The organism is Xanthomonas sp. NCPPB 2250 (assembly GCF_056725265.1).
Genome location: NZ_CM161520.1, coordinates 5044334 through 5067002, shown reverse-complemented (window position 1 = coordinate 5067002; position 22669 = coordinate 5044334). Strand labels below are relative to the sequence as shown.

The following is a 22669-nucleotide window of genomic DNA, read 5'->3' as shown; positions in this document are numbered from 1 at the left end:
CGAGACGTCCGTGCGGAGCGCAACACACGAGATGCCGCCATGCGTCGACCTGACCGGCGCTCGTCCCCCGTGTCTCCCCCTTTCCTTCAGAACCGGACGCAGCCCAATGAAGATCGCATTCGTTCCCTCGCCCCTGGCGCGCGCCTGCCGCGCGCTCGCCGCCCTGGCGGTCCTGGCCGTCGTGCCGCAACTGGCCATGGCCAACTGCAACGACACCGTCGGTACCAAGATGAGCAACATCCTGTTCGGCGACAGCAGCGGCGACACCGTCGTGCTGGCCCACCGCGGTCTGTGGGGCAAGTACGGCAACTTCCCCGACATGCCGGAAAACTCGCGCGGTGCGCTGCAGCTGGCCAACGACCAGTGCATGGACGGCGTGGAGCTGGACATCAAGATGACCAGCGACGGCGTGCCGGTGGTGCTGCACGACTGGAACCTCGGTCGCACCACCAACGTGTGGACCAGCCGTGCCGGCGAAACCAAGTACGACCCGATGAGCAACCAGGGCTACAACCCGTCGATCACCGTGACCCCGTGGTCGGTGGTCAGCGGCCTGTTCCTGCTGACCCCCGACCGCCGCACCACCACCGGCTACCACGTGCCGCGCGTGGATGAGCTGTTCTCCTACTTCAAGGCGCATGGCCTGAAGACGCCCATCGTGTTCGACATCAAGGACGCCGCCTCGGTGCGTGCGGTGTCGCGCGCGGCCGATGCCGCGTTCTCGGTGGGTGCGTCCAACTTCGTCGCCGCCAAGGTCAATGCCACCCTGTACCCGAGCCGCTCGGCGTTCCGCGCCGACACCACCAGCATGGTCGGCATTCCGGTGTTCACCACCAACATGCTGACCAAGATCAATGTCGACAACGCCATATCGGCCTGGAGCGATACCAAGGAGGCGATGGAGATCAACGTCAAGCAGCTCGGTGGCCTGCTGCAGGGCCAGGCCGACCGCGTGCGCGAGCGCGGCGTGCGCGTGGGCGTGTTCCAGGCGATTCCGGACAGCCCGCTGGCCGGGAAGTTCTACCAGAACAGCGGCGCGTGCTGCTATCAGCTGTCGGACCTGTACTTCTCCTACTCCGGTGGCCGCGACACCGCCGACAACCGTGGCGATCTCAACTTCATCGTCAACCAGGAGGCGTTCAGCCTGATCACCACCGACGACCCGAAGGCGGCGATCGCGTACCTGAAGGCACGCGGCAAGCACGACTGAGTCCTTGCATGTCCTGGCGGCCGGCCCTGCGTCGGCCGCCTTTTGTGGCCGTGGCGCTCCGGCGTCGCGTGCCGCCCTCTCCTGGAGAAGCGCATGTCCCTGTCTTTCGCCACATCCGCCGTGGCCAGGTCCATCACCCTGGTCACCTGCGCGCTGGCCGCGTTCGCCGCCCTGGCGGCGCCGGCCGCCGAGCCCGCCACCGCCGACCCGGTGGTGCTGCGCGTCGGCGCGCAGCAGTTCACCGCCAGCGAGTACCGCGCCCTGGCCGGCGATGCCACGCGTGGTGCTGCCGGCATCGACGATGACTCGGTGGTGCGCCGTTTCGCCGACCGCGCCATCCTGCTCGACCAGGCCCGGCAGCAGCACCTGCAGGACGACCCGGTGGTGGCCGCGCGCCTGCGCCGCGCCGCCGACGCGATCCTGGCCGAGGCCGCGCAGGCACGGCTCAGCGCCGACGCACACATCGACGAGGCGATGCTGCGCCGGCAGTTCGCCGCGCATCCGGACGACTACACCGAATACCACCTGCGCCATCTGTTCGTCGCCCTGCATCCGCAGGGCGGGCCGCGCAGTGGGCATACGCTGACCGAGGCGCAGGCCTTGCAGCGTGCCGAGGTGCTCAAGCGCCAGCTCGACGGCGGCGCCGACTTCGCCACGCTGGCGATGCGCGAGTCCGACGACACCGCCACCGCCGGCGAGGGCGGACAGCTGTCGCCGACCTTCGGCCGCTACCTGGCCGACGCCTTCGACGCGCCGATCCGCCGGCTCGCGGTGGAGCAGGTCTCCGCGCCAGTGCGCGGCCCTGACGGCTACCACTTGATCCGCCTGGATGCGAAGACCGCGGCGCGCTTCGACGCGGTGCGCGGGCAGATCGACCTGCAATTGCGCGAGCAGGCCGCGGCCGACGCCATGCAGCGCCTGCGCCAGGCGCAGCCGATGGCGTTCGATCGCGACGCCTACACGGCCGCGGCGCACTGAGCATGGTGGCGATGCGGCGTCCGCTGCATTGGTTCGGTGGCGCGGTGGTGCTGGTCGCGTTCGCGCTCGCGGCGAAGCTGATGCCGCCGACGGCCGCACCCGCGGTTGCCGCGAGCAAGGTGCAGGCAGCGGCGCTACCGCGCTCAGCGGCAACGTCGCCACCGCCGATCTCCGCGACCACCCCGCCCGACGCAGCGCTGGCGGCCGGCACCAGCGAGGCGCGGCGTCTGACCGACATCGCGCTGTTGGCGCTGGATTGCCGGCAACGCGCGCAAGCGCCGCCGTCCCGCCCGGCGGTGCTGCCGGGCGCAGACGCCGAGGACGCCGCAGCCGCCGCGGCACGCCGGGCGGCCGAACGGCAACGTCTCGCGGCCTGTCGCGGCGTTGCCGGACTCGATGCCGCGCAGATCGAGGCGATGCTGCGCAGTGCGGCCGCGCGCGGCGATGCCGATGCGCAACGCCAGTTGCTGGCACAGCGCGTGGCGCAGTTGGTCGCGCGCGCCGGCAGCGTCGACGCGGAAGGGCAACGCGCTCCGCTGTCGGCCGCCGACGAGCGCGATGCCGAGGACGTGGTGACGCAACTGGAAGACCGCGCGCTGCACGGCGACCGCATGTCGATCGACGCCTTAGCGCAACTGCTGCGCGCGCCGTGGCTGGCAGTGGCCGATCCGCCGTACGCCGCGGCCTGGCAACTGGCCGCGCGGCAGGCGCCGGAGCGGCCGTTTCCGCCGCCGGAACAGGCGCTCGGTGCCGAGGAGCTGCTCGACGGCTTGAACGAGGCGCAGCGCCAGCAGGCGCTGAGCCTGGCGCCGGCGCTGTTCGCGCAGTGCTGCGCGCGGCGCTGAACGGCCTGGTGCCCGCGGTTTGGCCGCCGCGGCGGCTGCGGTCAGAATAGCGGCCGGCTTCCCCGTCCCGGATTTCCCTTGAAGATCGCCAGCTGGAACGTCAACTCGCTCAACGTGCGCCTGCCGCACCTGCAACAGTGGCTGGCCGCGTTCGCGCCGGACGTGGTCGGGATCCAGGAGACCAAGCTGGAGGACCACAAGTTTCCCGACACGGCGCTGGCCGAGGCCGGCTACCGCAGCGTGTTCGCCGGGCAGAAGACCTACAACGGCGTGGCGATCCTGTCGCGCCTGCCGATCGGCGACGTGCAGATCGGCGTACCGGGCCTGGAGGACGAGCAGAAGCGCGCCATCGCCGCCACCATCGGCGACCTGCGCATCGTCAATCTGTACGTGGTCAACGGCCAGGACGTGGGCACCGACAAGTACGCCTACAAGCTGCGCTGGCTGGAGGCGGTGCACGCCTGGCTGGCCGACGAGCTGCAGCGGCATCCGCGGCTGGTGGTGCTGGGCGACTTCAACATCGCCCCGGACGCGCGCGACGTGCACGACCCGCTGGTGTGGAGCGACAACCACATCCTCACTTCCACCGCCGAGCGCGGCGCCCTGCACAAGCTGCTCGATCTGGGCCTGCATGACGGCTTCCGCCTGCACCATGCCGACGGCGGCATCTTCAGCTGGTGGGATTACCGCCAGGCCGGCTTCCGCCGCGACCTGGGGCTGCGCATCGACCTGACCCTGGTGTCCGAGGCGCTGAAGGCGCGCACCCGCGGTGCCGGCATCGACCGCGAACCGCGCAGCTGGGACCGCCCCAGCGATCACGCGCCGGCCTGGGTCGAGCTGGAGCCGGCGGCATGAGCGAGCGCCACGTGCGCCGCTGCATCGACAAGGTCGGCGATACCGCCATCGCGCCGCTGCACCGGCTCAGCTGCCACTGCGGTGCGGTGCAGATCGACCTGGAGCTGCCGCAGGGCATCGTCGACCCGCGCCGCTGCAACTGCTCGCTGTGCCGGCGCCGCGGCGCCATCGTCGCCTCGGTGCCGCTGGCGGCCCTGCACGTCCGCCAGGGCGAGCAGGCGCTGCGCCTGTACCAGTTCCACACGCATACCGCGCAGCACTACTTCTGCGGCACCTGCGGGATCTACACGCATCACCGGCGCCGCTCCGATCCCAGCCTGTACGGCTACAACGTCGGTTGCCTGGAGGGCGTGGACCCGTATGCACTGGCCATTGCGGTGCCGGTCGAGGACGGCGTGCGCCATCCGGCCGACCGCGCTGCGCCGTGAGCGGGGCCGCAAACGCAAAACGCCCGGCGAACCGGGCGTTTGCGCAAGCGGCGAGGGCGCTGTGTCAGCGCGCGCGGCCGCGGGTGAACAGGTTGACGATCGCCAGCAGGATGATGGCGCCGATCAACGAGTACAGGAACGTCCACAGGGTGATCGCCTGGTTGATGCCGCCGCCGAACAGCCAGCCGGCGATCAGCGCGCCGACGATGCCGACCACGATGTTCAGAATGATGCCCTGCTGTGCGTCACGGCGCATGATGATGCTGGCCAGCCAGCCCACGATGCCGCCGACGATCAACCAGATGATGATGCCCATGCGTCAGACTCCTCGGTTCGGCCCGCACCAGGAGCGGTGGGGTGGGCGTCATTTAAGGAGCGCCGCCGTGAAGCGGCCGTATAGCGTCGGCCCTGCCGCGCAGCGGCCATTGCGCTTTGTGGGCGCGGCGTGAGCGCGCCGATGCCGCCCGTGGCCGACGGCGCCGAACCGCCGGACTGGCGCCTCGGCCCGGTGGCGCTGTGGCTGCGCCCGCATCCGCCGCGGACCTCCGGCGAGGCGCAGGCGCGGCGCCTGCTGGCCGGCGAACTGGCGGTGCCGGCGGCGCAATTGCCGCTGCGCCGCGACGCCCGCGGCCGGCCCGGCCTGCATGCACCGCTGGCGCACGTGGACACCGGTTGGAGCCACAGCGGCGACTACCTGCTGGTGGCGGTGGCTGCGCACGTGCGGCTGGGGGTCGACATCGAGCGCCAGCGGCCACGGCCGCGCCTGCTGGAACTGGCGCAGCGCTTCTTCCATCCGGACGAGGTCGCGCTGCTGGCCGCGCTGGCGGCGCCGGCGCGCGAGGCGCTGTTCTTCCGCCTGTGGTGCGCCAAGGAAGCGCTGCTCAAGGCGCATGGCCACGGCATCGCCTTCGGCCTGCACCGGCTGCGCTTTGCCGAGGACGCCGGCGGCGCGCTGCGCCTGGTCTGGTGCGACCCGGGTCTGGGCACGGCCGAGGCCTGGCACCTGCACGAATGGGAGGCCGCGCCCGGCTATCGGGCGGCGCTGGCGTGGTGCGCGGATGCGCCGGTCGAGGCCTCGCCTTAGCGCAGCGCGCTTCGGGCAGCGGCGGCACCTGCGATAATCCGCCGATGACCGATGCCTCTCTTCCCGATTCCGTCCGCGTCGCGCTCGAGCAGGGCCTGCACGCGCAGGGCCTGGACGCGGCCGCGCTGGCGCCGCCGCTGCTGGCCTATCTGGCGCTGCTGACGCGCTGGAACCGCACCTACAACCTGACCGCGATCCGCGACCCGCACGAGATGGTGACCCGCCATCTGCTGGATTCGCTGGCGATGCAGCCGTTCGCCCAGGAGGGCGCGCTGGCCGACCTGGGCACCGGTCCGGGACTGCCCGGCATTCCGCTGGCGATCGCGCGGCCGCAGCTGCGGGTGACCCTGGTCGAAAGCAACGGCAAGAAGGCGCGGTTCCTGCGCGAGGCGGTGCGCCAGCTGCGCCTGGACAACGCGCGGGTGGCCGAGTCGCGCGCCGAGGCGCTGGACGAGGCCGGCGCCTACGACCTGCTGACCGCGCGCGCGCTGGACACCCTGGCCGGGATCGTCGCCGTCGGCGGCCACCTGCTGCGCCCGGGCGGGCGCCTGCTGGCGATGAAGGGCGTGCGCCCGGACGAGGAGATCGCCGCGCTGCCGCCGGGCTGGGTGGCGCCGACGGTGCACCCGCTGCAGGTCCCCGGCCTGGGCGCCGACCGCCACCTGGTGGTGGTCGAGCGCGGTTGAGCGCCAGCCGCGGCCGGCCCCGATTTCCGCCAGGGGGGCTGTGACCGCATAATGCCCGGTCCCACCCCATCGCCGACGAGGCTCCCGCATGGCCCGCATCATCGCCATCGCCAACCAGAAGGGCGGCGTCGGCAAGACCACCACCGCGGTCAACCTGGCCGCGTCGCTGGCGCGGCAGTCGCAGCGCGTGCTGCTGGTGGACCTGGACTCGCAGGGCAATGCGACGATGGGCAGCGGCATCGACAAGCGCGAGCTGGCTGCCTCCACCTGCGACGTGCTGCTCGGCGAGAGCAGCGCCGAACAGATCCGGGTGACCGCGCCCGAGGGCTTCGACCTGCTGCCGGGCAATATCGATCTCACCGCCGCCGAGATCCAGCTGATGGACCAGCCGGCGCGCGAGCAGCGGCTGAAGACCGCGCTGGCGCCGCTGCGCGAGGCCTACGACTTCATCCTCATCGACTGCCCGCCGGCGCTGTCGCTGTTGACCCTGAACGCGCTGACCGCCGCCGATTCGGTGATCGTGCCGATGCAGTGCGAGTACTACGCGCTGGAAGGGCTGACCGCGCTGCTGGAGACCATCGAGGCGCTGCGCGCCGAGCTGAATCCGGCGCTGGAGATCGAGGGCGTGCTGCGGACCATGTTCGACGTGCGCAACAACCTGGCCAACGCGGTGTCGGCGGAGCTGACCAACCACTTCGGCGACAAGGTGTTCCGCACCATCGTGCCGCGCAACGTGCGCCTGGCCGAGGCGCCCAGCCATGGCCAGAGCATCGTCGGCTACGACCGCACCTCGCGCGGCGGCGTCGCCTATCTGGGACTGGCCGGCGAGATCGTGCGCCGCCGCAACGAACGCAATCGGCCGATGCCGGCCATGGAGACCATCTGATGAGCGCCAAGCCCCCCGCCCTCGGAGCGAAGAAGCGCGGCCTCGGCCGTGGCCTGGAAGCGCTGCTGGGGCCGAAGGGCGCGGCCGCGCCGGCACCGACCGCCGAGCTGCAGCCGGGCGAGAGCCTGCGCCGCCTGCCGGTCGGGCAGCTGCAGCCGGGCAAGTACCAGCCGCGTCAGGAGATGGACGAGGCCAAGCTGCAGGAGCTGGCCGAGTCGATCAAGGCGCAGGGCGTGATCCAGCCGATCGTCGCCCGCGAACTGGCGCCGGGCAGCTTCGAGATCGTCGCCGGCGAACGCCGCTGGCGCGCCTCGCAGCTGGCCGGCCTCAGCGAGGTGCCGGTGGTGGTGCGCGAGCTGGACGACCGCACCGTCATCGCCATGGCGCTGATCGAAAACATCCAGCGCGAGGATCTCAACCCGCTGGAAGAGGCGCAGGCGCTGCAGCGGCTGATCGACGAGTTCTCGCTGACCCACGCCGAGGCCGCCGAGGCGGTGGGCCGCTCGCGCGCGTCGGTGTCCAACCTGCTGCGCCTGCTGGAACTGCCGCCGGCGATCCGCGCGCTGCTGGAAGCGCGGCGCCTGGAGATGGGCCATGCGCGCGCGCTGCTGACGCTGTCGCCGGAGTTGGCCAGCCGCCTGGCCTCCGATGCCGCCGACCAGGGCTGGTCGGTGCGCGAGGTCGAGCACCGTGCGCAGCAGTTCGCCGCCGGCAAGGTGCCGAGCAATCGCAAGGCCAAGCCGGCGCGTACCGCGCCGCAGGCCGACATCGCCTCGCTGGAAACCGAGCTGTCCGAGTCGCTGGGGACCAAGGTGTCCATCGCCCACGGCCGCGGCGGCAAGGGCAAGCTGGTGATCCACTACACCGACCTGGACACGCTGGACGGCGTGCTCGAGAAACTGCGCCCGCGGCAGGCCTGAGCGCCGCCGCCCGCGTCCGCCAGGACCGCCTCCGCCATGCATCCCAGCAAGGTCGACCGTCACCACCTGCTGCGCCTGACCGACCTGCCCAACGTCGGTCCGGCCTGCGAGAAGGACCTGCGCCTGATCGGCATCCGCGTGCCGGCGCATCTGCAGGGCCGCGATCCGTACGATATGTACGCACAGCTGTGCCTGCGCACCGGGGTGGTGCACGACCACTGCGTGATCGACGTGTTCCTGTCGATCGTGCGCTTCATGCAGGGCGAGACGCCGCGCCCGTGGTGGGAGTTCAGCAAGGAGCGCAAGGCGGCGCTGGCCAAGGACGCGCCGCTGACCCTGCGCTGAGGCCGCGCGCCGCGGCGCTGGCCAGCAACCGGAGCATTGCATGAGCAACGAGGACACGCAGATCAGCCCGGGCGGCAGCCCGATCCTGCAGCACCGCGAGGAAAAACCGTTCACGCCGGCGCGCGGCGAGTCTTGCATCGAACAGATCGGCGCGCACATCGAACGCCACCTGGGGCCGGTCGCCGGCGTGCTGCACGAGATCATCTCCGACACCGTGCACCTGGATGTGCACGTGGTGCCCGCCACCGACGAGGTGCCGTATCTGCGGCTGGTGACCTCGGGGATGAGCGACCTGCCGATGGCCGTGCCCGAGGGCGTGGGGGCACCGCGCTTCATGGAGCTGATGCTGACCCTGCCGCCCGACTGGCCGATCACCCAGGACGACTTCCAGGACGAACGCCATTACTGGCCGGTGCGCCTGCTCAAGACCCTGGCGCGGCTGCCGCACAAGTACGACACCTGGCTGGGCTTCGGCCACACCGTGCCCAACGGTCAGCCGGCCGAGCCGTACGCGCCCGGCGTCGGCTTCGACGGGGCGATCGTGCTGCCGCCGGTGAGCACGCCCGAGGCGTTTGGGGAACTGGTCGTCGATGCCGACAAGACCATCGTGTTCATGACCCTGGTGCCGCTGTATCCGGAAGAGATGGCGCTCAAGCTGAAGAAGGGCGCCGAGGCGCTGATGGACCGCTTCGACGCCAAGGGCCTGCAGGACGTGATCGATCCCGCCCGGCCCAACGTCGCCCGCAAGCGCTTCGGGCTGTTCTGACCTGCCGTTCCGATCCACATACCGCGCACGCCGTTCCACGCTTTCCAGGACTTTCGCCATGCCCATCCTCGTCACCGGCGCCGCCGGCTTCATCGGTGCCCACACCGTCCGTGCGCTGCGCGCCGCCGGGCAACTGGTGGTGGGCCTGGACAACTACAACGACTACTACGACCCGCAGCTCAAGCGCGACCGCGTCGCCGCGCTGTGCGCGAACGCGGACATCCGCACCCTGGACCTGACCGACCGCGACGGCCTGGCCGCGCTGTTCGACGAGGTGCAGCCGACCCGCGTGGTGCACCTGGCCGCGCAGGCCGGGGTGCGCTATTCGCTGCAGAACCCCTATGCCTACGTCGACAGCAACCTGGTCGGCTTCGTCAACATGCTGGAGCTGTGCCGGCACCGCGGCGTGGAGCATCTGGTCTATGCGTCCAGCAGCTCGGTGTACGGCGATTCGGCGACGCCGCCGTTCTCCGAGGACCAGCGCATCGACCAGCCGCGCTCGCTGTACGCGGCGACCAAGGCCGCCAACGAGCTGATGGCGCACACCTATGCGCAGCTGTACGGCCTGCGCGCCACCGGGCTGCGCTTCTTCACCGTGTACGGTCCCTGGGGCCGCCCGGACATGGCGCCGCTGCTGTTCAGCCGCGCGGTGCTGGCCGGGCGCCCGATCGAGGTGTTCAACCACGGCCGCATGCGCCGCGACTTCACCTTCGTCGCCGACATCGTCGCCGGCGTGCTCGGCGCACTCGATCACCCCTCCACCGAGGCGGTGCCGCACCGCGTGTTCAACCTCGGCAACCACACCCCGGTGGAACTGGAGCGCTTCATCGCGGTGATCGAGGCCGCCGCCGGGCGCAGCGCCGAAAAACAGTATCGGCCGATGCAGCCGGGCGACATGATCGAGACGATGGCCGATACTGCGCGGGCCCACGCCGCGTTCGGCTTCGATCCGAGCACCCCGATCGAGGTCGGCCTGCCGCAGGTGGTGGCCTGGTGCCGGGAGTACTTCGGCGCCGCCGCCTGACGCTTCATCCGCGGATCATCGGTCCGCGGCACAATGCCCCGCTTTTTCCCCACGCGCCCCCGCGCCCAGCCCTGCCGAATCCATGAGCCAGCTTTCCCTCTCCGTCGTCGTCCCGGTGTTCAACGAGCGCGACAACGTGCCGCCGCTGGTCGCCGAGATCGTCGCCGCGCTGCGCGGCACGATCGATTTCGAGATCGTCTATGTCGACGACCATTCGCGCGACGACACCCTCTCGGTGCTCGAAGGGCTGAAGGCGTCCACCCCCGAGCTGCGCGTGCTGCACCACGTCAGCCAGAGCGGGCAGAGCACCGCGGTGCGCAACGGCGTCAAGGCCGCGCGCGGGTTGTGGATCGCCACCCTGGACGGCGACGGCCAGAACGATCCGGCCGACATCCCCAAGCTGCTGGCCGCACGTCAGGCCGCCGAGCCGCTGGTCAAGCTGTTTGCCGGCTGGCGGGTGTCGCGGCAGGATTCGGGCAGCAAGCGCTGGGCGTCGAAGTGGGCCAACGCGATCCGCGCGCGCATGCTGCGCGACGACACCCCGGACACCGGCTGCGGCATCAAGCTGTTCGAGCGCGAGGCGTTCCTGGACCTGCCGTACTTCGACCACATGCACCGCTACCTGCCGGCGCTGATGCAGCGCGCCGGCTGGCAGACCCTGAGCGTGCCGGTGAACCATCGCCACCGCACCTCCGGCGTCTCCAAGTACAACAACCTCAACCGCGCCCTGGTCGGTATCCGCGACCTGCGCGGCGTGGCCTGGCTGATCGCGCGCAGCCGCCGCACCGCGGTGCAGGAGCGCTGAGATGGACGCGCATTTCCTCAACGAACCGATCCAGGCACTGTACTGGACCGGGCTGCACGTCACCGGCTGGAAGCTGATCGGCTATGTCGGCGCGCTGATGTTCGGCGGACGCTGGCTGGTGCAGTTCGTCGCCTCCAAGCGCGCCGGCAAGCCGGTGATCCCGCGCTTGTTCTGGTACATGAGCGTGGTCGGCAGCCTGATGACCCTGAGCTACTTCATGTTCTCGGCCAAGCAGGACTCGGTGGGTGTGCTGCAGAACCTGTTCCCCGCCTTCACCGCCTTCTACAGCCTGTACCTGGACATCAAGCACCGCGGCTGGCACCGCGACCGCGCCTCGCATTGAGTGCGGTGCCGCTGCGCGCGATTGCAGGCGGCGCATGATCGCAGGCGGCGCGTAACACCCTCCGATCGCGACCCGCCACTGTGGGAGGGACTTCAGTCCCGACGCGTGAATCTTCCACGCCTCGCTGGTCCAGCTCGCCGTTGCACCAGTGGCGAGTACCGCAATGTCTGACGCTGCGCCCGTACGTTTCCCTATGCCTGTACCGGTCGATCCCCGATGGTCCCGCATGATCCGCCCTGCAACCCTGGCGGCATGCACAGCAGAACTCCCCGAGGTTACCGCGCGCTGCGTGCCGGGCGCTGCAGCGAGACCGGCCGCATCTATCTGGTCACCACAGTGACCTGGCAGCGCCAGCGCCTGTTCGAGGACTGGCGCTGCGCGTGGGCAGCCGCGTCTTGCCTGGGCCATGCCGATACCTGGGCCGGCGCGCAGCTTCTGTGCTGGGTGCTGATGCCCGATCACTGGCATGGGCTGGTCATGCTCGAGTGCGGTGCTGCCCTGCCAACCGTCGTGCGCGACGCCAAGGGCCGCGCCGCAAGGGCGGCCAATCATGCGCGGGGCCGCGGCGGCGCCGTGTGGATGGAGGGGTTTCATGATCGTGCACTGCGCGACGCGCGGCAGTTGCTGCCGGCAGCGCGCTACATCGTCGCCAACCCGTTGCGCGCCGGTCTGGTGCGCCGCGTCGGCGACTACCCGTACTGGGATGCGGTTTGGCTGTGTCCGGCCGCGACCGCGCCGTGCGCGACATCATGCTCGGGTGCAGGTGCGACGGCGTGATGCCGTGCAGACAGACGTTGAGGCTTGCGGTCGCATGGTCGATGTCGGGACCAGCAGGCCTGCGACCGGTGCAATGGCTGCAGTTGCTGCTGGATGCTGTAGCAGGCGGAGCGACCGCGCGTCGGGACTGAAGTCCCTCCCACAATGGGAGCAATCCTGCGCAGCCGCAGCCGCAGCCGCAGCCAGAGCAGGAACAGGAGCAGAGCCAGAGCCAGAGCCAGAGCCAGAGCAAGATCAACATCAAGAGCCAGAGCCAGAGCCAGAGCCAGAGCTTAGCTAGACCTGAGCTACTGTCCTCGCGGTTGTAGCCCGATAAAACCGCCACGAGCTGCGTTTCCGTTCCCTGCATGATCCCACACAGGACTTCCGGCCCACCCGCCAGGCCGGGCGGTGATGCGATCATCGACGGTCCGTTCCCGCCGTGTGCCGCCCATGCCCATGCTCGCCAAGACCCCGCTGGCCATTTCCCTGCTGATCGCGTTCGCCGTGGCCACGCCCGCACTGGCCGCACCGCCGTCGTCGGCGTCGCCCAGCGCAGCGCCGGCCACGGCCAACGCCAGCGCCGCCGATGCGCGCTTCCAGGCCATCTACGAGAAGGAGTGGGCCTGGCGCCAGGCGCAGCTCGGCCAGGCCGACGAGGACAGCGACAGCAGCGGCGACAACCGGCATCTGCCCGACGTCGGCGCGGCGGCGCAGGCGGCGCGCCTGAAGGTGTGGGAGGACGTGCTGCGGCAGCTGGACACGCTCGATGCGGCCCAGCTCTCGCCGGAGAACCAGGTCAACCTGGCGGTGTACCGGCCGCAGGTGGAGAACCTGGCCGCCTCCGTGCGGCTGCGCGCCTACGAGATGCCGTTCAATTCCGACAGCGCGTTCTGGTCGGACCTGGCGTTCATGGCCCGGCGCAACCTGCGCACGCCCGACGAGTACCGCGCCTACATCGCGCGGCTGGAGGACGTGCCGCGCTACTTCGCGCAGCAGACCGACAACATGCGCGCCGGGCTCAAGCGCGGCTTCAGCGTGCCGCGCGCGGTGCTCGACGGCCGCGATGGCGCCATCGCCACCGTGGCCGATCTGAAGGATCCGACCGCGGCGGTGCTGTACACGCCGTTCAAGCAGATGCCGGCGCAGATTCCCACCGCCGAGCAGGCGCAGCTGCGCGCGCAGGCGCAGGCCGCGCTGCGCGACAAGGTGATCCCGGCCTATGCGCAGCTGCTCACCTTCTACCGCCAGGAGTACATGCCGCAGGCGCGCACCACGCTCGCCGCCGAAGCGCTGCCCGACGGCAAGGCCTACTACCGCCAGCAGATCCGCGAGTACACCACGCTGGACATGGACCCCGAGCAGATCCACCAGCTCGGCCTGCGCGAGGTGGCGCGGATCCAGAAGGAGATGGACGCGATCATCCAGCAGGTCGGCTTCCAGGCGCCGGCCGGGCAGAAGACCTTCCCGGCGTTCCTGCAGTTCCTGCGCACCGATCCGCAGTTCTACGTGAAGACCCCGCAGGAGCTGCTCGACCGCGCCGCGTGGATCGCCAAGCGCGTGGACGGGGAGGTCGGCAAGTTCATCGGCACGCTGCCGCGCGGGCGCTTCACCATCGTGCCGGTGCCGGCGGACATCGCCCCGTTCTGGACCGCCGGCCGTGGCGGCGTCGGCACCTACTGGCTCAACACCTACGATCTGCCGTCGCGGCCGCTGTATAACCTGCCGGCGCTGACCCTGCACGAATCCTCGCCGGGCCATTCGCTGCAAGGTGCGCTGGCCGAGGAACAGGGCGCGCAGCCGGCGTTCCGCCGCGAGAACTACATCTCCGCCTACGGCGAGGGCTGGGCGCTGTACACCGAGAAGCTGGGCAAGGAGATGGGCATCTACGCCACGCCCTACGAGGACTTCGGCCGGCTCAGCTACGAGATGTGGCGCGCCTGCCGCCTGGTGATCGACACCGGCGTGCACCACAAGGGCTGGACCCGCGCGCAGGCGCAGGCCTACCTGCGCGAGCGCACCGCGCTCAGCGAGCACGAGGTCACCACCGAGGTCGACCGCTACATCTCCTGGCCGGGTCAGGCGCTGAGCTACAAGCTCGGCGAGCTGACCATCCTCGACCTGCGCGCCGAGGCCGAGCGCGAACTCGGCCCGGACTTCGACATCAAGTCCTTCCACGACGCGGTGCTGCAGCAGGGCTCGGTGCCGCTGCCGGTGCTGCAGCAGCAGATCCGCGCCTACATCGCCGCGCGCAAGAAGAAGGCCTGACCGCCACCGCGCGGGCCGGCGCCGCTTCCCGCGAGAAGCGCGCCGGCCTGTGCCGGATCAGCCCGCCACGCGCGGCCCGGCGATGCGCGCGGCGAAGGTCGGCAGCACCAGCAGGGTCAGGGCGGTGGCGGTGATCAGCCCCCCGATGACCACCGTCGCCAGCGGCTTCTGCACCTCCGCACCGGAGCCGCTGGCGATCGCCATCGGAATGAAGCCGACGATCGCCACCAACGCGGTGGTCAACACCGCGCGGATGCGGCTGCCCGCGCCGTCGATCGCCGCCTGCAGCGGCAGGTCGCCGGCCTCCAGGCGCTCGCGGATCGCCTGCATCAGCACCAGGCCGTTCAAGGTGGCCACGCCGGAGACGGCGATGAAGCCCACCGCGGCCGACACCGAGAACGGCATGCCACGCAACAGCAGGGCGAGCAGGCCGCCGACCAGCGCCAGCGGTACGCAACCGAACACCAGCACCGCTTCCTTGACGCTGCGCAGGGCCATGAACAGCAGGCCGCCGATCAGCAGGAACACCACCGGCACCACGGTCGCCAGCCGCCGCTCGGCACGCTGCAGGTTCTCGAACTGCCCGCCCCAGCGCAGGTAGGCGCCCGGCGGCAGCGCCACCTCGGCCACCGCCGACTGCGCCGCGGCGACGAAGCCGCCCAGGTCGCGGCCGCGCACGTTGGCCTGCACCACCAAGCGGCGGCTGCCGTTGTCGCGACTGATCTGGTTCGGCCCCTCGCTGACGGCGATACGCGCCACCGACGACAGCGGAATCACCTGCCCGGTCGGGGTGGCGATCGGCAGCGCGGCCAACTGGTCCGGATCGTTGCGCGCGGCATCGTCCATCCGCACGACCACGTCGAAGCGACGGTCGCCCTCGAAGATCTTGCCGGCGGCGCGGCCGCCGATGCCGGTGGCCAGCGCGTCGCTCACGTCCGCCGCGCTCAGCCCGACCTGCGCCGCCGCCATGTGGTCGATGGTCACGTCGAGCGTGGGCAGGCCGGAGATCTGCTCCACCCGCACGTCGGCCGCCCCTTCCACTGCGCGCAGCGTCGAGGCGACCTGCTCGGCCACCTTCCGCAACTGGCCGAAGTCGTCGCCGAAGATCATCACCGCCAGGTCGGTGCGCACGCCGGAGATCAGTTCGTTGAAGCGCAGTTCGATCGGTTGGCTGAACTCGAAGCTGTTGCCGAGCTGCTGCCCCGCCAGCGCTTCCAGGCGGGCCACCAGTCGCTCCTTGTCCAGCGCCGGATCGGGCCAGTGCTTGCGCGGCTTGAGCACGATGACGCTGTCCGAGATGTTGGTCGGCATCGGGTCGATCGCCGCCTCGGCGGTGCCGGTCCGCGAGAACACGGTCGCCACTTCCGGCTGCGTGGCGATGGCCTGTTCCAGCGCCAGCTGCATCGTCAGCGACTGTTCCAGCGAGGTGGACGGCACACGCAGGGCCTGCATCGCCACGTTGCCTTCGTCCAGCGTCGGCATGAACTCGCGGCCCAGCAGCGCGAACGCGCCGATGCCCGCCAGCAGCATCGCCACCGCGCCGGCGGCGACCGTGCGCGGATGCGCGACGGCCGCGCGGATCGCCGGTGCGATGCGCGTGCGCAGTGCGCGGAGCAGCCGCGTTTCGTGTGCGTCGTCGGTCGCATGCGTCGCGTCGTCCTGCAGCTTCGGCTCGCGCACCAGCAGCGCCGCCATCGCCGGCACGAAGGTGAAGGAAAACAGGAACGCGCCGACCAGGGCCAGCATGAAGGTGGCCGCCATCGGCTGGAACGTCTTGCCCTCCACGCCCTCCAGGGTGAGGATCGGCGCGAACACCAGCAGGATGATCAACTGGCCGAAGGCCGCCGGCCGCGCCATCCTGCGCGCCGCCTCGGCGGCCACGCCCAGGCGCTCGGCGGCGGTCAGTCCGCGGCCCAGCGCGGCGCGGCGCTGGCCGAGCAACAGCAGGGTCGCTTCGATCACGATCACCGCCCCGTCCACCAGGATGCCGAAGTCCAGCGCGCCCAGGCTCATCAGGTTGCCGCTGATGCCGAAGCGGTGCATGCCGATCACCGCGAACAGGAACGACAAGGGAATCACCAGCGCGGTGATCGCAGCCGCGCGCAGGTTGCCCAGCAGCAGGAACAGGATCACCACCACCAGCAGCGCGCCCTCGGTGAGGTTCCTGGCCACGGTCCCGATGGTCGCGTTGACCAGCACGCTGCGGTCCAGCACCGGCGCCGCGACGATGTCCGGCGGCAGCGACGCGTTCACCTGCGCCAGCCGCGCGGCCGCCGCCTGCGCCACGGTGCGGCTGTTGCCGCCAGCGAGCATCAGCGCGGTTCCCAGCACCGCCTCGTGGCCGTTGCGGCTGGCCGCGCCCAGGCGTGGCGCCCGGCTCGGCGCGACCTCGGCCACGTCGGCCACGCGCACCACCATGCCGTTGCGGGTGGCCACAGGCGCCTGTGCGAGATCGTCGGCACTCAGGGCCAGGCCGTCGGCGCGCACCACCAGGCCTTCGCCGGCACGCTGCACGAACCCGGCGCCGGCCTGCACGTTGGCGCGCTGCAGGGCGGTGACCAGGTCGGCCAGGCCCAGGCCGTGCGCGGCCAGTCTGGCAGTGTCCGGATGCACACCGTATTCCTTGACGTAGCCGCCGACCGTATCCACGCCGGCCAGTCCCGGGCTGGCGCGCATCTGCGGCGCGATGATCCAGTCCTGCACGGTGCGCAGATAGGTGGCGCGCTCCTGCGGCGTGCGCAGCAGTTCGCCTTCCGGCGTGCGGTAGACCGCGCCGGCCTGCCAGCCCGCCGCGCCAGGCCGGGCCAGCCTGGCCGGGTCGAAGGCGGTGAAGTCCACCGTCCACATCAGCACCTCGCCCAGGCCGGTGGTGACCGGCGACAGTTGCGGCGATGCACCCTCCGGCAGGTCGTCCACGGCCGCGCGGATGCGTTCGGCCACCTGCTGGCGCGCGAAGTAGACGTCGGTCGCATCGGTGAAGATCGCGGTGACCTGCGAAAAGCCGTTGCGCGACAGCGAGCGGGTCGCGGTCAGGCCGGGGATGCCGGCCAGCGCGGTTTCCAGCGGGTAGGTCACCTGCCGCTCGATCTGTTCCGGAGTCAGGGCCGGCGCCACCGTGTTGAGTTGCACCTGGCGGTTGGTGATGTCCGGTACCGCGTCGATCGGCAGCCTGCCCAACTGGAACAGGCCCACGGCGGCGAGCAGCGCTGCCAGGGCCACTACCAGCCAGCGGTGGCGCACGGCGGTGTCGATGATCAGCTTGAACATGGTCGCCTCCTCAGTGGCCGTGGTCGGCGTCGCCCTTGGCCAGTTCGGCCTTGAGCAGGAAGGCGTTGGTGCCGACGATGCGTTCGTCGCCGCGCAGTCCGCCGAGGATCTCGATGCGGTCACCGGCGCGCCGCCCGACCAGCACCGGCTGCGCCTTGAAGCCGCCAGCGACCGCCACGAACACCGCGTTGCGGCCCTCGACGCTCTGCACCGCATCGGCGGGGACGCTGAGCGCGCTGTCCTGGCCGTCGGCGACCAGCACCGCCGACACCGGCGAGCCGGCCGGCGGCAAGGGCGCAGCGACCGGCATCGCGCGGATCACCGCGGCGCCGCCCTGCTGGCGCAGGTCGGCCGCCGCCGCCGTGACCCTGGCGGCGAAGCTGCCGCCCGCACCGCGCACCTCCAGCGGCATGCCGGGCGCGACCTGCGCCGCCAGCGCCGGCGGTGCGCTGAACACCAGTTCGTTCATCGCCGGATCGGCGACCTCGGCCACCACGCTGCCGGCGGCGACCACGCTGCCGGGCGTGACCTGCACGTTGCCGACGATGCCGGCCACCGGGCTGACGACGCGCACGCGGCCGCTGGCATCCGGTGTGCCGTTGGCGGCGGCCTGGGCCTGCGCGGCGGCAGCCTGCGCCTGCGCCGCCAGTGCCCGCGCGTGCGAGGTTTCCAGCTCCTGGCGGGCGACCACGCCCTGCGCGACCAGGGCGCGGTCGCGGGCATGCGCCAGGCCGGCCGCCTTGGCCTCGGCCGCGGCGGCCAGCGCATTGGCGCGGAACACCGCGGCCTCGCCGCTGACCACGATGGCCAGCGGCTGCTGCGCTTGCACCGCGGCGCCGGGCGCGACCAGCACGCGCTCGACCCGGCCGGTCACCGTCGAGGCGACCGAGGCGCGCGCGCCCACCGCCGGTTCGACCCGCCCGGCCAGGCGCACCGAGGCGCCGCCGCCGCGGCCGACCGCGACCACGTCCAGGCCGGAGGCGGCGATCTGTTGCGGCGTCAGCCGTACCACGTCGCCGGTTTCGGCGTTGGCCACGGTCCTGGCCGCTGGCATGTGTGCTGCGCCCTGGTGCCCGGCATCATCGCCGTGCGCGGCGTCGGCTGCCGGGATGGCCTGCTTGTCGCCGGTGCAGGCGGCCAGCAGGAGTGCCAGCAGGAGTGCCAGCAGCAGGCTGGCGGCAAGGGAGATCGGACGGGACAGGTTCATTGGGCCTCCATGAACGGCGCGCGCCCTTCCAGGCGGGCCAGCTCGATTTCCGCCGCGACGCGCGCCAGGCGCGCGTCCACGGCACTGCTGCGCGCGGCGATGAGCGCAGCGCGGGTGCTGCGCAGTTCCAGTTGCGTGATGCGACCGGCGTCGACGCCGATGCGGGCCAGGCGGTAGGCCTCCTGCGCCGCCGCCACGCCGTCGTCGGCGGCGCGCGTGCGGCTGCCGGCGGCCTTCAGCGTGGCCAGCGCGGACAGGCGGTCGGCGGCACTGGTGCGACGTTGTTGCTCCAGGCGCGCCTCGGCCGCGCGCTGTTCGGCGCTGGCGGCACGGATGCCGCCGCGGTTGCGATCGAACAGCGGCAGGCTGAGGCTGACGCCGAGCATGTAGGCGTGGGCGCGGTCTTCGCGGAACCGCCTCTGCGCGGCGGTCAGGCTCAGGTCGGGCAGGGCGCGCTTGCGCTCCACCTCGACCTGGCGATCAGCAGCGTCGGCTTCCGCGGCGGCGATGCGCACCGGCAGCACTGTCGCCTCGGTCGCGCGCGGCGATGGCGGCATGCGGTCGAGCAGGCTGCCATCGAGGGACTGCACCGGCGTTTCCAGCAGGGCGATCGCCGCCAGGCGCGCCAGCGCCGCGTCGCGGAACGCCTGCGCTTCGTCCAGCGCCGCGGTGGCATCGGCCACTTCGCTGCGCGCCTGCACCGCGCGCAGTCGCGGCTCGCGGCCCTGCGCGACCATCGCGTCGACGGCGGCCGCATCGTCGCGGATCAGGCCCAGCGCTTCCTCGGCCAGCGCGTAGCGGCGCAGCGCGCGTTCGGCCAGCGCGTAGGCCGACGCCAGCTCGCTGGCGGCCTCGCTGCGGCTCTGCGTGCCGCGCAGGGCGGCCGCGTCGGCGTCGGCGCGGGCCGCACGGAGGCGCGCACCGCGTTGGCCCCACAGCTCCAGCGGTTGCGACAGGGTCAGGACGGTCTGCGCCTTGCCCATGCCGGCATAGGCACCGCTGCCGGCGGCGTCTTCGGCGGACCAGGACAGGGTGGGGTTGGGCAGCGCCCGCGCCTGCGCGGCGCGGGCGTCGGCGGCCTCGGCCAGCGCCGTGCCCGCCCGGCTGCCGGGCAGTTGGTCGAGGCGTTGCAGCAAGGTGTCGTACGAAGGGGCGGTCTGCGCCATCGCCAGCGCGGCCGGGGCCAGGCCCAGCAGCACGGCGACGACCCGCCCGGCCGCGCGCGGCGGCCGACGTGTCGGAGTCGACATGAAGAAATTCCAGAGATGAGGGAAACGGAAACCCGCGATCGCGGGACACGCTCAACTCACGCTCTGGGCGGGCGCTTCAATCCGTCCTGGACGACGCCCGCAGGAGAGGCGTCGACGGCCTGCATCCAGCGCGCCGGCCGCGGCGCGCCGAACACGGCCAGGGCGCTCGCCGGCAGGCTCAGATTCGAGTGGTGGCAATGGTTGTGGCTGCAGGCGCCGGCATGCTTGCCGTCGCTGTCCTCGCCATCGGCATGCGCCGCGGCGGGCGCGTGCACGGCGTCGGCCGATTCCGGCTCCAGCGCGCAGGCCAGCGCATCGGCCACCGGCACGGCCACGAACGCCGCCAGCAGCAGCATCAGCAGGGAGGTACGCAGTGGACGGAACAGGCGGCGCATGAGGCCGGCAGACTAACAAGCGCTTCGGCGCGGACACAATATCAACGCGCCGCGCGCTGTCGCATGCTCAGGGCAGCTTCGCGATCACCTTGATCTCGAACTGGAAGCCGTACAGCCAGGTCACGCCGATGCCGGTCAGCGTGGGATGCGGCGCCTCGCCCCAGTACTCGGGCACGATCGCCCAGGCGGTGGCGAAGTTCCGTTCCGGGTCGACCACGAACACGGTCACGTCGATCACGTCGTCGAACGTGCAGCCGGCGGCGGCCAGCACCGCGTTGAGGTTGTCGAAGGCGCGGCGCACCTGCGCGGCGAACTCCGGCTCGGGCGAGCCGTCCTCGCGGCTGCCGACCTGGCCGGAGACGAACAGCAAGCCATTGCAGCGGATCGCCGGCGAATAGCGGTTGCGCGCGTACAGCGCCTGGCGGCCGGCGGGAAAGACGACATCGCGATGGGACATGGGGATGCTCCAGACAGGGGGCAGCGCACTGCGCGTGCCGGAGTCGCCATCGTGGCCGGCGGCGTTGTCTGGATAAACCGCAATGATCCATCTAGATTGATTGTGGATTCCAAACAATCGCGGGGCGGCCGATGGACCGATTCGAGGCGATGCGGGCCTTCGCGCGGGTGGTCGAGACCGGCAGCTTCACCCGCGCCGCGCATACCCTGCAGCTCAGCCGCACCAGCGTGACCCAGCTGGTGCAGCAGCTGGAGGCGCACCTGCGGCTGCGCCTGCTCCACCGCACCACCCGGCGGGTCAGCGTCACCGCCGACGGGGCCGCCTACTACCCGCGCATCGCCCGCCTGCTGGCCGAGCTGGAAGAGGTGGAGGCCGGCCTGGGCAGCGCCGCGGCGGCACCGCGCGGGCGCCTGCGCATCGACGTGCCAGGCCCGTATGCGCGATTGCGGCTGGTGCCGGCGTTGCCCGACTTCCATGCCCGCTACCCGCAGATCCAGCTCGACGTGGGCGTGAGCGACCGCGAGGTCGACGTGATCGCCGACCAGGTCGACTGCGTGATCCGCGGCGGCGTGCCGGCCGATCCGGCGCTGGTGGCGCGGCCGCTGGCCAGTCTGCCGCTGGGCTTCCACGCCAGCCCGGCGTACCTGCACCGGCACGGCGTGCCCGACCATCCGCGCGCCCTGGACGGGCCGACGCATCACACGGTGGGCTTCCTCAGCCCGCGCAGCGGCCGCGCGCGCAGTTTCCAGGCGCGGCGCGGCGAGGAGCAGTGCGAGGTGCAGGGCCGCTACCAGGTGGGCTTCGACGACGGCAACGCCTACCTGGCCGCCGGCCTGGCGGGGTTGGGCGTGGTCGTGTTGCCGTCCTACATGGCAGCATCGCACGTGGCCGAGGGCACGCTGCGACCGCTGCTGCAGGATTGGCAGCTGCCTCCGATGCCGATGCACCTGATGTTCGCGCCCAACCGGCACATGAGCCAGCGGCTGCGCGCGTTCATCGAGTGGGCGGTGGAGGTGCTGGGCCCCGCGGAGCCGGTCTAGTCGGTGTCGGCGCCGACCATCGCCAGCGGCGTGCGAGGCCGCACGTGCCGCCCCGGCCGTTCAAGTCGGCCAGGCCGCCTGTGGACAACTTGCACAAGTCCTTGATCGCCTGCATAATGCGCGGCTCGCTGTGCCCGGCTCCGGTCGGAACGGCGGCCGGATGCGCGATCTCCGGCCGGCCTCTTCCAGCGTAACCGCTTGATTTCCCACGTCGCGTGGTGGCCGCAGGGCTGCCGGGGCCGCCGTCTCCCAGGCTATGGGCGACTCAAACTACTATCGAGGTGCGCAATGTCCCGCGTATGCCAAGTGTCCGGCAAGCGTGTGCAGACGGGTAACAACGTCTCCCACGCCAACAACAGAACCCGTCGTCGCTTCCTGCCCAACCTGCACGAGCGCCGCTTCTGGGTCGCCAGCGAGAACCGCTGGGTCAAGCTGAAGGTTTCCGCGCACGCGCTGCGCACCATCGACAAGAACGGCATCGACAGCGTTCTGGCTGAGCTGCGTGCGCGCGGCGAAAAGGTCTGAGGAGTAGAGCATCATGGCAGGCAAGCGCGATAAGGTCCGTATGATTTCCTCGGCCGGTACCGGCCACTTCTACACCACGGACAAGAACAAGAAGAACACCCCGGGGAAGATGGAATTCCTCAAGTACGATCCGGTCGTGCGCAAGCACGTCCTGTACAAGGAAGGCAAGATCAAGTGATCGGCTGATCCTCGGATCGCTGCTCACGCTGCACACGGAACCCGCCGCAAGGCGGGTTTCGTACGTCTGGGGGATGGAAAACCCCGCCGCCGCTACGGCCATGGTTGCGTTTGCCGGCGCAGTCCGCAGAATCGGGCGACCTGGGTTGCGA

The 22669-nt window shown here is 71.3% G+C and carries 25 protein-coding genes; 19 read left to right on the top strand and 6 right to left on the bottom strand.

Translation table 11 applies throughout. The features are described from left to right. Window positions 1-106 precede the first annotated feature (106 nt). The 5 genes from AC1PMG_RS20840 to AC1PMG_RS20820 all read left to right on the top strand — a co-directional run bounded on the left by AC1PMG_RS20840 (window position 107) and on the right by AC1PMG_RS20820 (window position 4316). Entirely contained in the window at window positions 107-1210 is a 1104-nt protein-coding gene (locus AC1PMG_RS20840; RefSeq protein WP_342073642.1) for a glycerophosphodiester phosphodiesterase family protein, read from the top strand. Between the two features lie 93 nt (window positions 1211-1303). After that, window positions 1304-2188 carry a peptidylprolyl isomerase gene (locus AC1PMG_RS20835; RefSeq protein WP_481110115.1) on the top strand — a complete coding sequence of 295 codons (885 nt, stop codon included), beginning with the start codon at window positions 1304-1306 and terminating at the stop codon, window positions 2186-2188. A gap of 11 nt (window positions 2189-2199) precedes the next feature. Further along, window positions 2200-3033 (top strand): hypothetical protein, encoded by an 834-nt coding sequence (locus AC1PMG_RS20830; protein ID WP_481110114.1) that lies wholly within the window; start codon window positions 2200-2202, stop codon window positions 3031-3033. Between the two features lie 78 nt (window positions 3034-3111). Next, window positions 3112-3888: an exodeoxyribonuclease III gene (gene xth, locus AC1PMG_RS20825; RefSeq protein ID WP_481110113.1), complete on the top strand. Its 777-nt coding sequence runs from the start codon at window positions 3112-3114 to the stop codon at window positions 3886-3888. Next, the gene (locus AC1PMG_RS20820) at window positions 3885-4316 is read left to right on the top strand and encodes a GFA family protein (RefSeq protein ID WP_017911661.1); all 432 of its coding nucleotides are present in this window, start codon (window positions 3885-3887) and stop codon (window positions 4314-4316) included. The genes xth and AC1PMG_RS20820 overlap by 4 nt, the downstream gene beginning before the upstream one ends. Before the next feature lie 64 nt (window positions 4317-4380). Here the strand turns inward: AC1PMG_RS20820 and AC1PMG_RS20815 are convergent, their stop codons facing one another. Continuing rightward, window positions 4381-4632: a GlsB/YeaQ/YmgE family stress response membrane protein gene (locus AC1PMG_RS20815; protein WP_017908994.1), complete on the bottom strand. Its 252-nt coding sequence runs from the start codon at window positions 4630-4632 to the stop codon at window positions 4381-4383. 141 nt (window positions 4633-4773) lie between these two features. On the opposite strand from AC1PMG_RS20815, the gene AC1PMG_RS20810 reads away from it, so the two are divergent. From AC1PMG_RS20810 to AC1PMG_RS20760, 11 genes are all read left to right on the top strand, one after another. Beyond that, window positions 4774-5400: a 4'-phosphopantetheinyl transferase family protein gene (locus AC1PMG_RS20810; protein WP_481110112.1), complete on the top strand. Its 627-nt coding sequence runs from the start codon at window positions 4774-4776 to the stop codon at window positions 5398-5400. Window positions 5401-5444: 44 nt separating this feature from the next. Continuing rightward, window positions 5445-6086, top strand: coding sequence for a 16S rRNA (guanine(527)-N(7))-methyltransferase RsmG (rsmG, locus tag AC1PMG_RS20805; protein WP_043093832.1), 642 nt, complete (start codon window positions 5445-5447; stop codon window positions 6084-6086). A gap of 88 nt (window positions 6087-6174) precedes the next feature. Next, window positions 6175-6972, top strand: coding sequence for a ParA family protein (locus AC1PMG_RS20800; RefSeq protein ID WP_017913880.1), 798 nt, complete (start codon window positions 6175-6177; stop codon window positions 6970-6972). Next, entirely contained in the window at window positions 6972-7892 is a 921-nt protein-coding gene (locus tag AC1PMG_RS20795) for a ParB/RepB/Spo0J family partition protein (protein WP_017908742.1), read from the top strand. Before AC1PMG_RS20800 ends, AC1PMG_RS20795 begins: the two co-directional genes overlap by 1 nt. A gap of 36 nt (window positions 7893-7928) precedes the next feature. Then, window positions 7929-8237, top strand: coding sequence for a helix-hairpin-helix domain-containing protein (locus tag AC1PMG_RS20790; RefSeq protein WP_017908743.1), 309 nt, complete (start codon window positions 7929-7931; stop codon window positions 8235-8237). Between the two features lie 40 nt (window positions 8238-8277). After that, window positions 8278-9003: a suppressor of fused domain protein gene (locus AC1PMG_RS20785; protein ID WP_481110111.1), complete on the top strand. Its 726-nt coding sequence runs from the start codon at window positions 8278-8280 to the stop codon at window positions 9001-9003. Between the two features lie 58 nt (window positions 9004-9061). After that, complete coding sequence (locus AC1PMG_RS20780; protein WP_342073650.1) at window positions 9062-10027, top strand: NAD-dependent epimerase/dehydratase family protein; 966 nt, start codon at window positions 9062-9064, stop codon at window positions 10025-10027. A gap of 82 nt (window positions 10028-10109) precedes the next feature. Beyond that, a complete protein-coding gene (locus tag AC1PMG_RS20775) occupies window positions 10110-10832 on the top strand; it encodes a glycosyltransferase family 2 protein (RefSeq protein ID WP_481110110.1) in 723 nt (240 codons plus the stop codon). A 1-nt stretch (window position 10833) separates the two neighbouring features. Beyond that, the gene (locus tag AC1PMG_RS20770; RefSeq protein WP_152181456.1) at window positions 10834-11175 is read left to right on the top strand and encodes a lipid-A-disaccharide synthase N-terminal domain-containing protein; all 342 of its coding nucleotides are present in this window, start codon (window positions 10834-10836) and stop codon (window positions 11173-11175) included. A gap of 252 nt (window positions 11176-11427) precedes the next feature. Next, complete coding sequence (locus AC1PMG_RS20765; RefSeq protein WP_481110109.1) at window positions 11428-11952, top strand: REP-associated tyrosine transposase; 525 nt, start codon at window positions 11428-11430, stop codon at window positions 11950-11952. 438 nt (window positions 11953-12390) lie between these two features. Further along, window positions 12391-14199: a DUF885 domain-containing protein gene (locus AC1PMG_RS20760; protein ID WP_481111729.1), complete on the top strand. Its 1809-nt coding sequence runs from the start codon at window positions 12391-12393 to the stop codon at window positions 14197-14199. A 57-nt stretch (window positions 14200-14256) separates the two neighbouring features. On the opposite strand, the gene AC1PMG_RS20755 is transcribed toward AC1PMG_RS20760, so the two are convergent. The 5 genes from AC1PMG_RS20755 to AC1PMG_RS20735 all read right to left on the bottom strand — a co-directional run bounded on the left by AC1PMG_RS20755 (window position 14257) and on the right by AC1PMG_RS20735 (window position 20775). Continuing rightward, window positions 14257-17466 (bottom strand): efflux RND transporter permease subunit, encoded by a 3210-nt coding sequence (locus tag AC1PMG_RS20755; RefSeq protein WP_481110108.1) that lies wholly within the window; start codon window positions 17464-17466, stop codon window positions 14257-14259. A 10-nt stretch (window positions 17467-17476) separates the two neighbouring features. Beyond that, window positions 17477-18673, bottom strand: coding sequence for an efflux RND transporter periplasmic adaptor subunit (locus tag AC1PMG_RS20750; RefSeq protein WP_481110107.1), 1197 nt, complete (start codon window positions 18671-18673; stop codon window positions 17477-17479). Then, window positions 18670-19923, bottom strand: coding sequence for a TolC family protein (locus AC1PMG_RS20745; RefSeq protein WP_481110106.1), 1254 nt, complete (start codon window positions 19921-19923; stop codon window positions 18670-18672). The genes AC1PMG_RS20750 and AC1PMG_RS20745 overlap by 4 nt, the downstream gene beginning before the upstream one ends. Window positions 19924-19979: 56 nt before the next feature. Further along, entirely contained in the window at window positions 19980-20318 is a 339-nt protein-coding gene (locus AC1PMG_RS20740; RefSeq protein ID WP_481110105.1) for a hypothetical protein, read from the bottom strand. Between the two features lie 67 nt (window positions 20319-20385). After that, window positions 20386-20775 (bottom strand): RidA family protein, encoded by a 390-nt coding sequence (locus AC1PMG_RS20735; protein WP_342073658.1) that lies wholly within the window; start codon window positions 20773-20775, stop codon window positions 20386-20388. A 131-nt stretch (window positions 20776-20906) separates the two neighbouring features. Between AC1PMG_RS20735 and AC1PMG_RS20730 the strand changes: the two genes are divergently transcribed. The 3 genes from AC1PMG_RS20730 (at window position 20907) to rpmG (ending at window position 22518) form a co-directional block, all read left to right on the top strand. Next, a complete protein-coding gene (locus AC1PMG_RS20730) occupies window positions 20907-21815 on the top strand; it encodes a LysR family transcriptional regulator (RefSeq protein ID WP_481110104.1) in 909 nt (302 codons plus the stop codon). 288 nt (window positions 21816-22103) lie between these two features. Then, the gene (rpmB, locus tag AC1PMG_RS20725) at window positions 22104-22340 is read left to right on the top strand and encodes a 50S ribosomal protein L28 (protein WP_160969509.1); all 237 of its coding nucleotides are present in this window, start codon (window positions 22104-22106) and stop codon (window positions 22338-22340) included. 10 nt (window positions 22341-22350) lie between these two features. Beyond that, window positions 22351-22518, top strand: a complete 168-nt coding sequence (rpmG, locus tag AC1PMG_RS20720) for a 50S ribosomal protein L33 (protein WP_169411268.1) — start codon at window positions 22351-22353, stop codon at window positions 22516-22518. The last annotated feature ends 151 nt before the right edge of the window (window positions 22519-22669 follow it).

What these genes read in the sequence shown, in the direction of transcription:
- AC1PMG_RS20840 (WP_342073642.1), top strand. Translation starts at nt 107, where the DNA reads ATGAAGATCGCATTCGTTCCCTCGCCCCTGGCGCGCGCCTGCCGCGCG.
- AC1PMG_RS20835 (WP_481110115.1), top strand. Translation starts at nt 1,304, where the DNA reads ATGTCCCTGTCTTTCGCCACATCCGCCGTGGCCAGGTCCATCACCCTG.
- AC1PMG_RS20830 (WP_481110114.1), top strand. Translation starts at nt 2,200, where the DNA reads ATGCGGCGTCCGCTGCATTGGTTCGGTGGCGCGGTGGTGCTGGTCGCG.
- AC1PMG_RS20820 (WP_017911661.1), top strand. Translation starts at nt 3,885, where the DNA reads ATGAGCGAGCGCCACGTGCGCCGCTGCATCGACAAGGTCGGCGATACC.
- AC1PMG_RS20815 (WP_017908994.1), bottom strand. Translation starts at nt 4,632, where the DNA reads ATGGGCATCATCATCTGGTTGATCGTCGGCGGCATCGTGGGCTGGCTG.
- AC1PMG_RS20810 (WP_481110112.1), top strand. Translation starts at nt 4,774, where the DNA reads ATGCCGCCCGTGGCCGACGGCGCCGAACCGCCGGACTGGCGCCTCGGC.
- rsmG (WP_043093832.1), top strand. Translation starts at nt 5,445, where the DNA reads ATGACCGATGCCTCTCTTCCCGATTCCGTCCGCGTCGCGCTCGAGCAG.
- AC1PMG_RS20800 (WP_017913880.1), top strand. Translation starts at nt 6,175, where the DNA reads ATGGCCCGCATCATCGCCATCGCCAACCAGAAGGGCGGCGTCGGCAAG.
- AC1PMG_RS20795 (WP_017908742.1), top strand. Translation starts at nt 6,972, where the DNA reads ATGAGCGCCAAGCCCCCCGCCCTCGGAGCGAAGAAGCGCGGCCTCGGC.
- AC1PMG_RS20790 (WP_017908743.1), top strand. Translation starts at nt 7,929, where the DNA reads ATGCATCCCAGCAAGGTCGACCGTCACCACCTGCTGCGCCTGACCGAC.
- AC1PMG_RS20785 (WP_481110111.1), top strand. Translation starts at nt 8,278, where the DNA reads ATGAGCAACGAGGACACGCAGATCAGCCCGGGCGGCAGCCCGATCCTG.
- AC1PMG_RS20780 (WP_342073650.1), top strand. Translation starts at nt 9,062, where the DNA reads ATGCCCATCCTCGTCACCGGCGCCGCCGGCTTCATCGGTGCCCACACC.
- AC1PMG_RS20775 (WP_481110110.1), top strand. Translation starts at nt 10,110, where the DNA reads ATGAGCCAGCTTTCCCTCTCCGTCGTCGTCCCGGTGTTCAACGAGCGC.
- AC1PMG_RS20770 (WP_152181456.1), top strand. Translation starts at nt 10,834, where the DNA reads ATGGACGCGCATTTCCTCAACGAACCGATCCAGGCACTGTACTGGACC.
- AC1PMG_RS20765 (WP_481110109.1), top strand. Translation starts at nt 11,428, where the DNA reads ATGCACAGCAGAACTCCCCGAGGTTACCGCGCGCTGCGTGCCGGGCGC.
- AC1PMG_RS20760 (WP_481111729.1), top strand. Translation starts at nt 12,391, where the DNA reads ATGCTCGCCAAGACCCCGCTGGCCATTTCCCTGCTGATCGCGTTCGCC.
- AC1PMG_RS20755 (WP_481110108.1), bottom strand. Translation starts at nt 17,466, where the DNA reads ATGTTCAAGCTGATCATCGACACCGCCGTGCGCCACCGCTGGCTGGTA.
- AC1PMG_RS20750 (WP_481110107.1), bottom strand. Translation starts at nt 18,673, where the DNA reads ATGAACCTGTCCCGTCCGATCTCCCTTGCCGCCAGCCTGCTGCTGGCA.
- AC1PMG_RS20745 (WP_481110106.1), bottom strand. Translation starts at nt 19,923, where the DNA reads ATGTCGACTCCGACACGTCGGCCGCCGCGCGCGGCCGGGCGGGTCGTC.
- AC1PMG_RS20740 (WP_481110105.1), bottom strand. Translation starts at nt 20,318, where the DNA reads ATGCGCCGCCTGTTCCGTCCACTGCGTACCTCCCTGCTGATGCTGCTG.
- AC1PMG_RS20735 (WP_342073658.1), bottom strand. Translation starts at nt 20,775, where the DNA reads ATGTCCCATCGCGATGTCGTCTTTCCCGCCGGCCGCCAGGCGCTGTAC.
- AC1PMG_RS20730 (WP_481110104.1), top strand. Translation starts at nt 20,907, where the DNA reads ATGGACCGATTCGAGGCGATGCGGGCCTTCGCGCGGGTGGTCGAGACC.
- rpmB (WP_160969509.1), top strand. Translation starts at nt 22,104, where the DNA reads ATGTCCCGCGTATGCCAAGTGTCCGGCAAGCGTGTGCAGACGGGTAAC.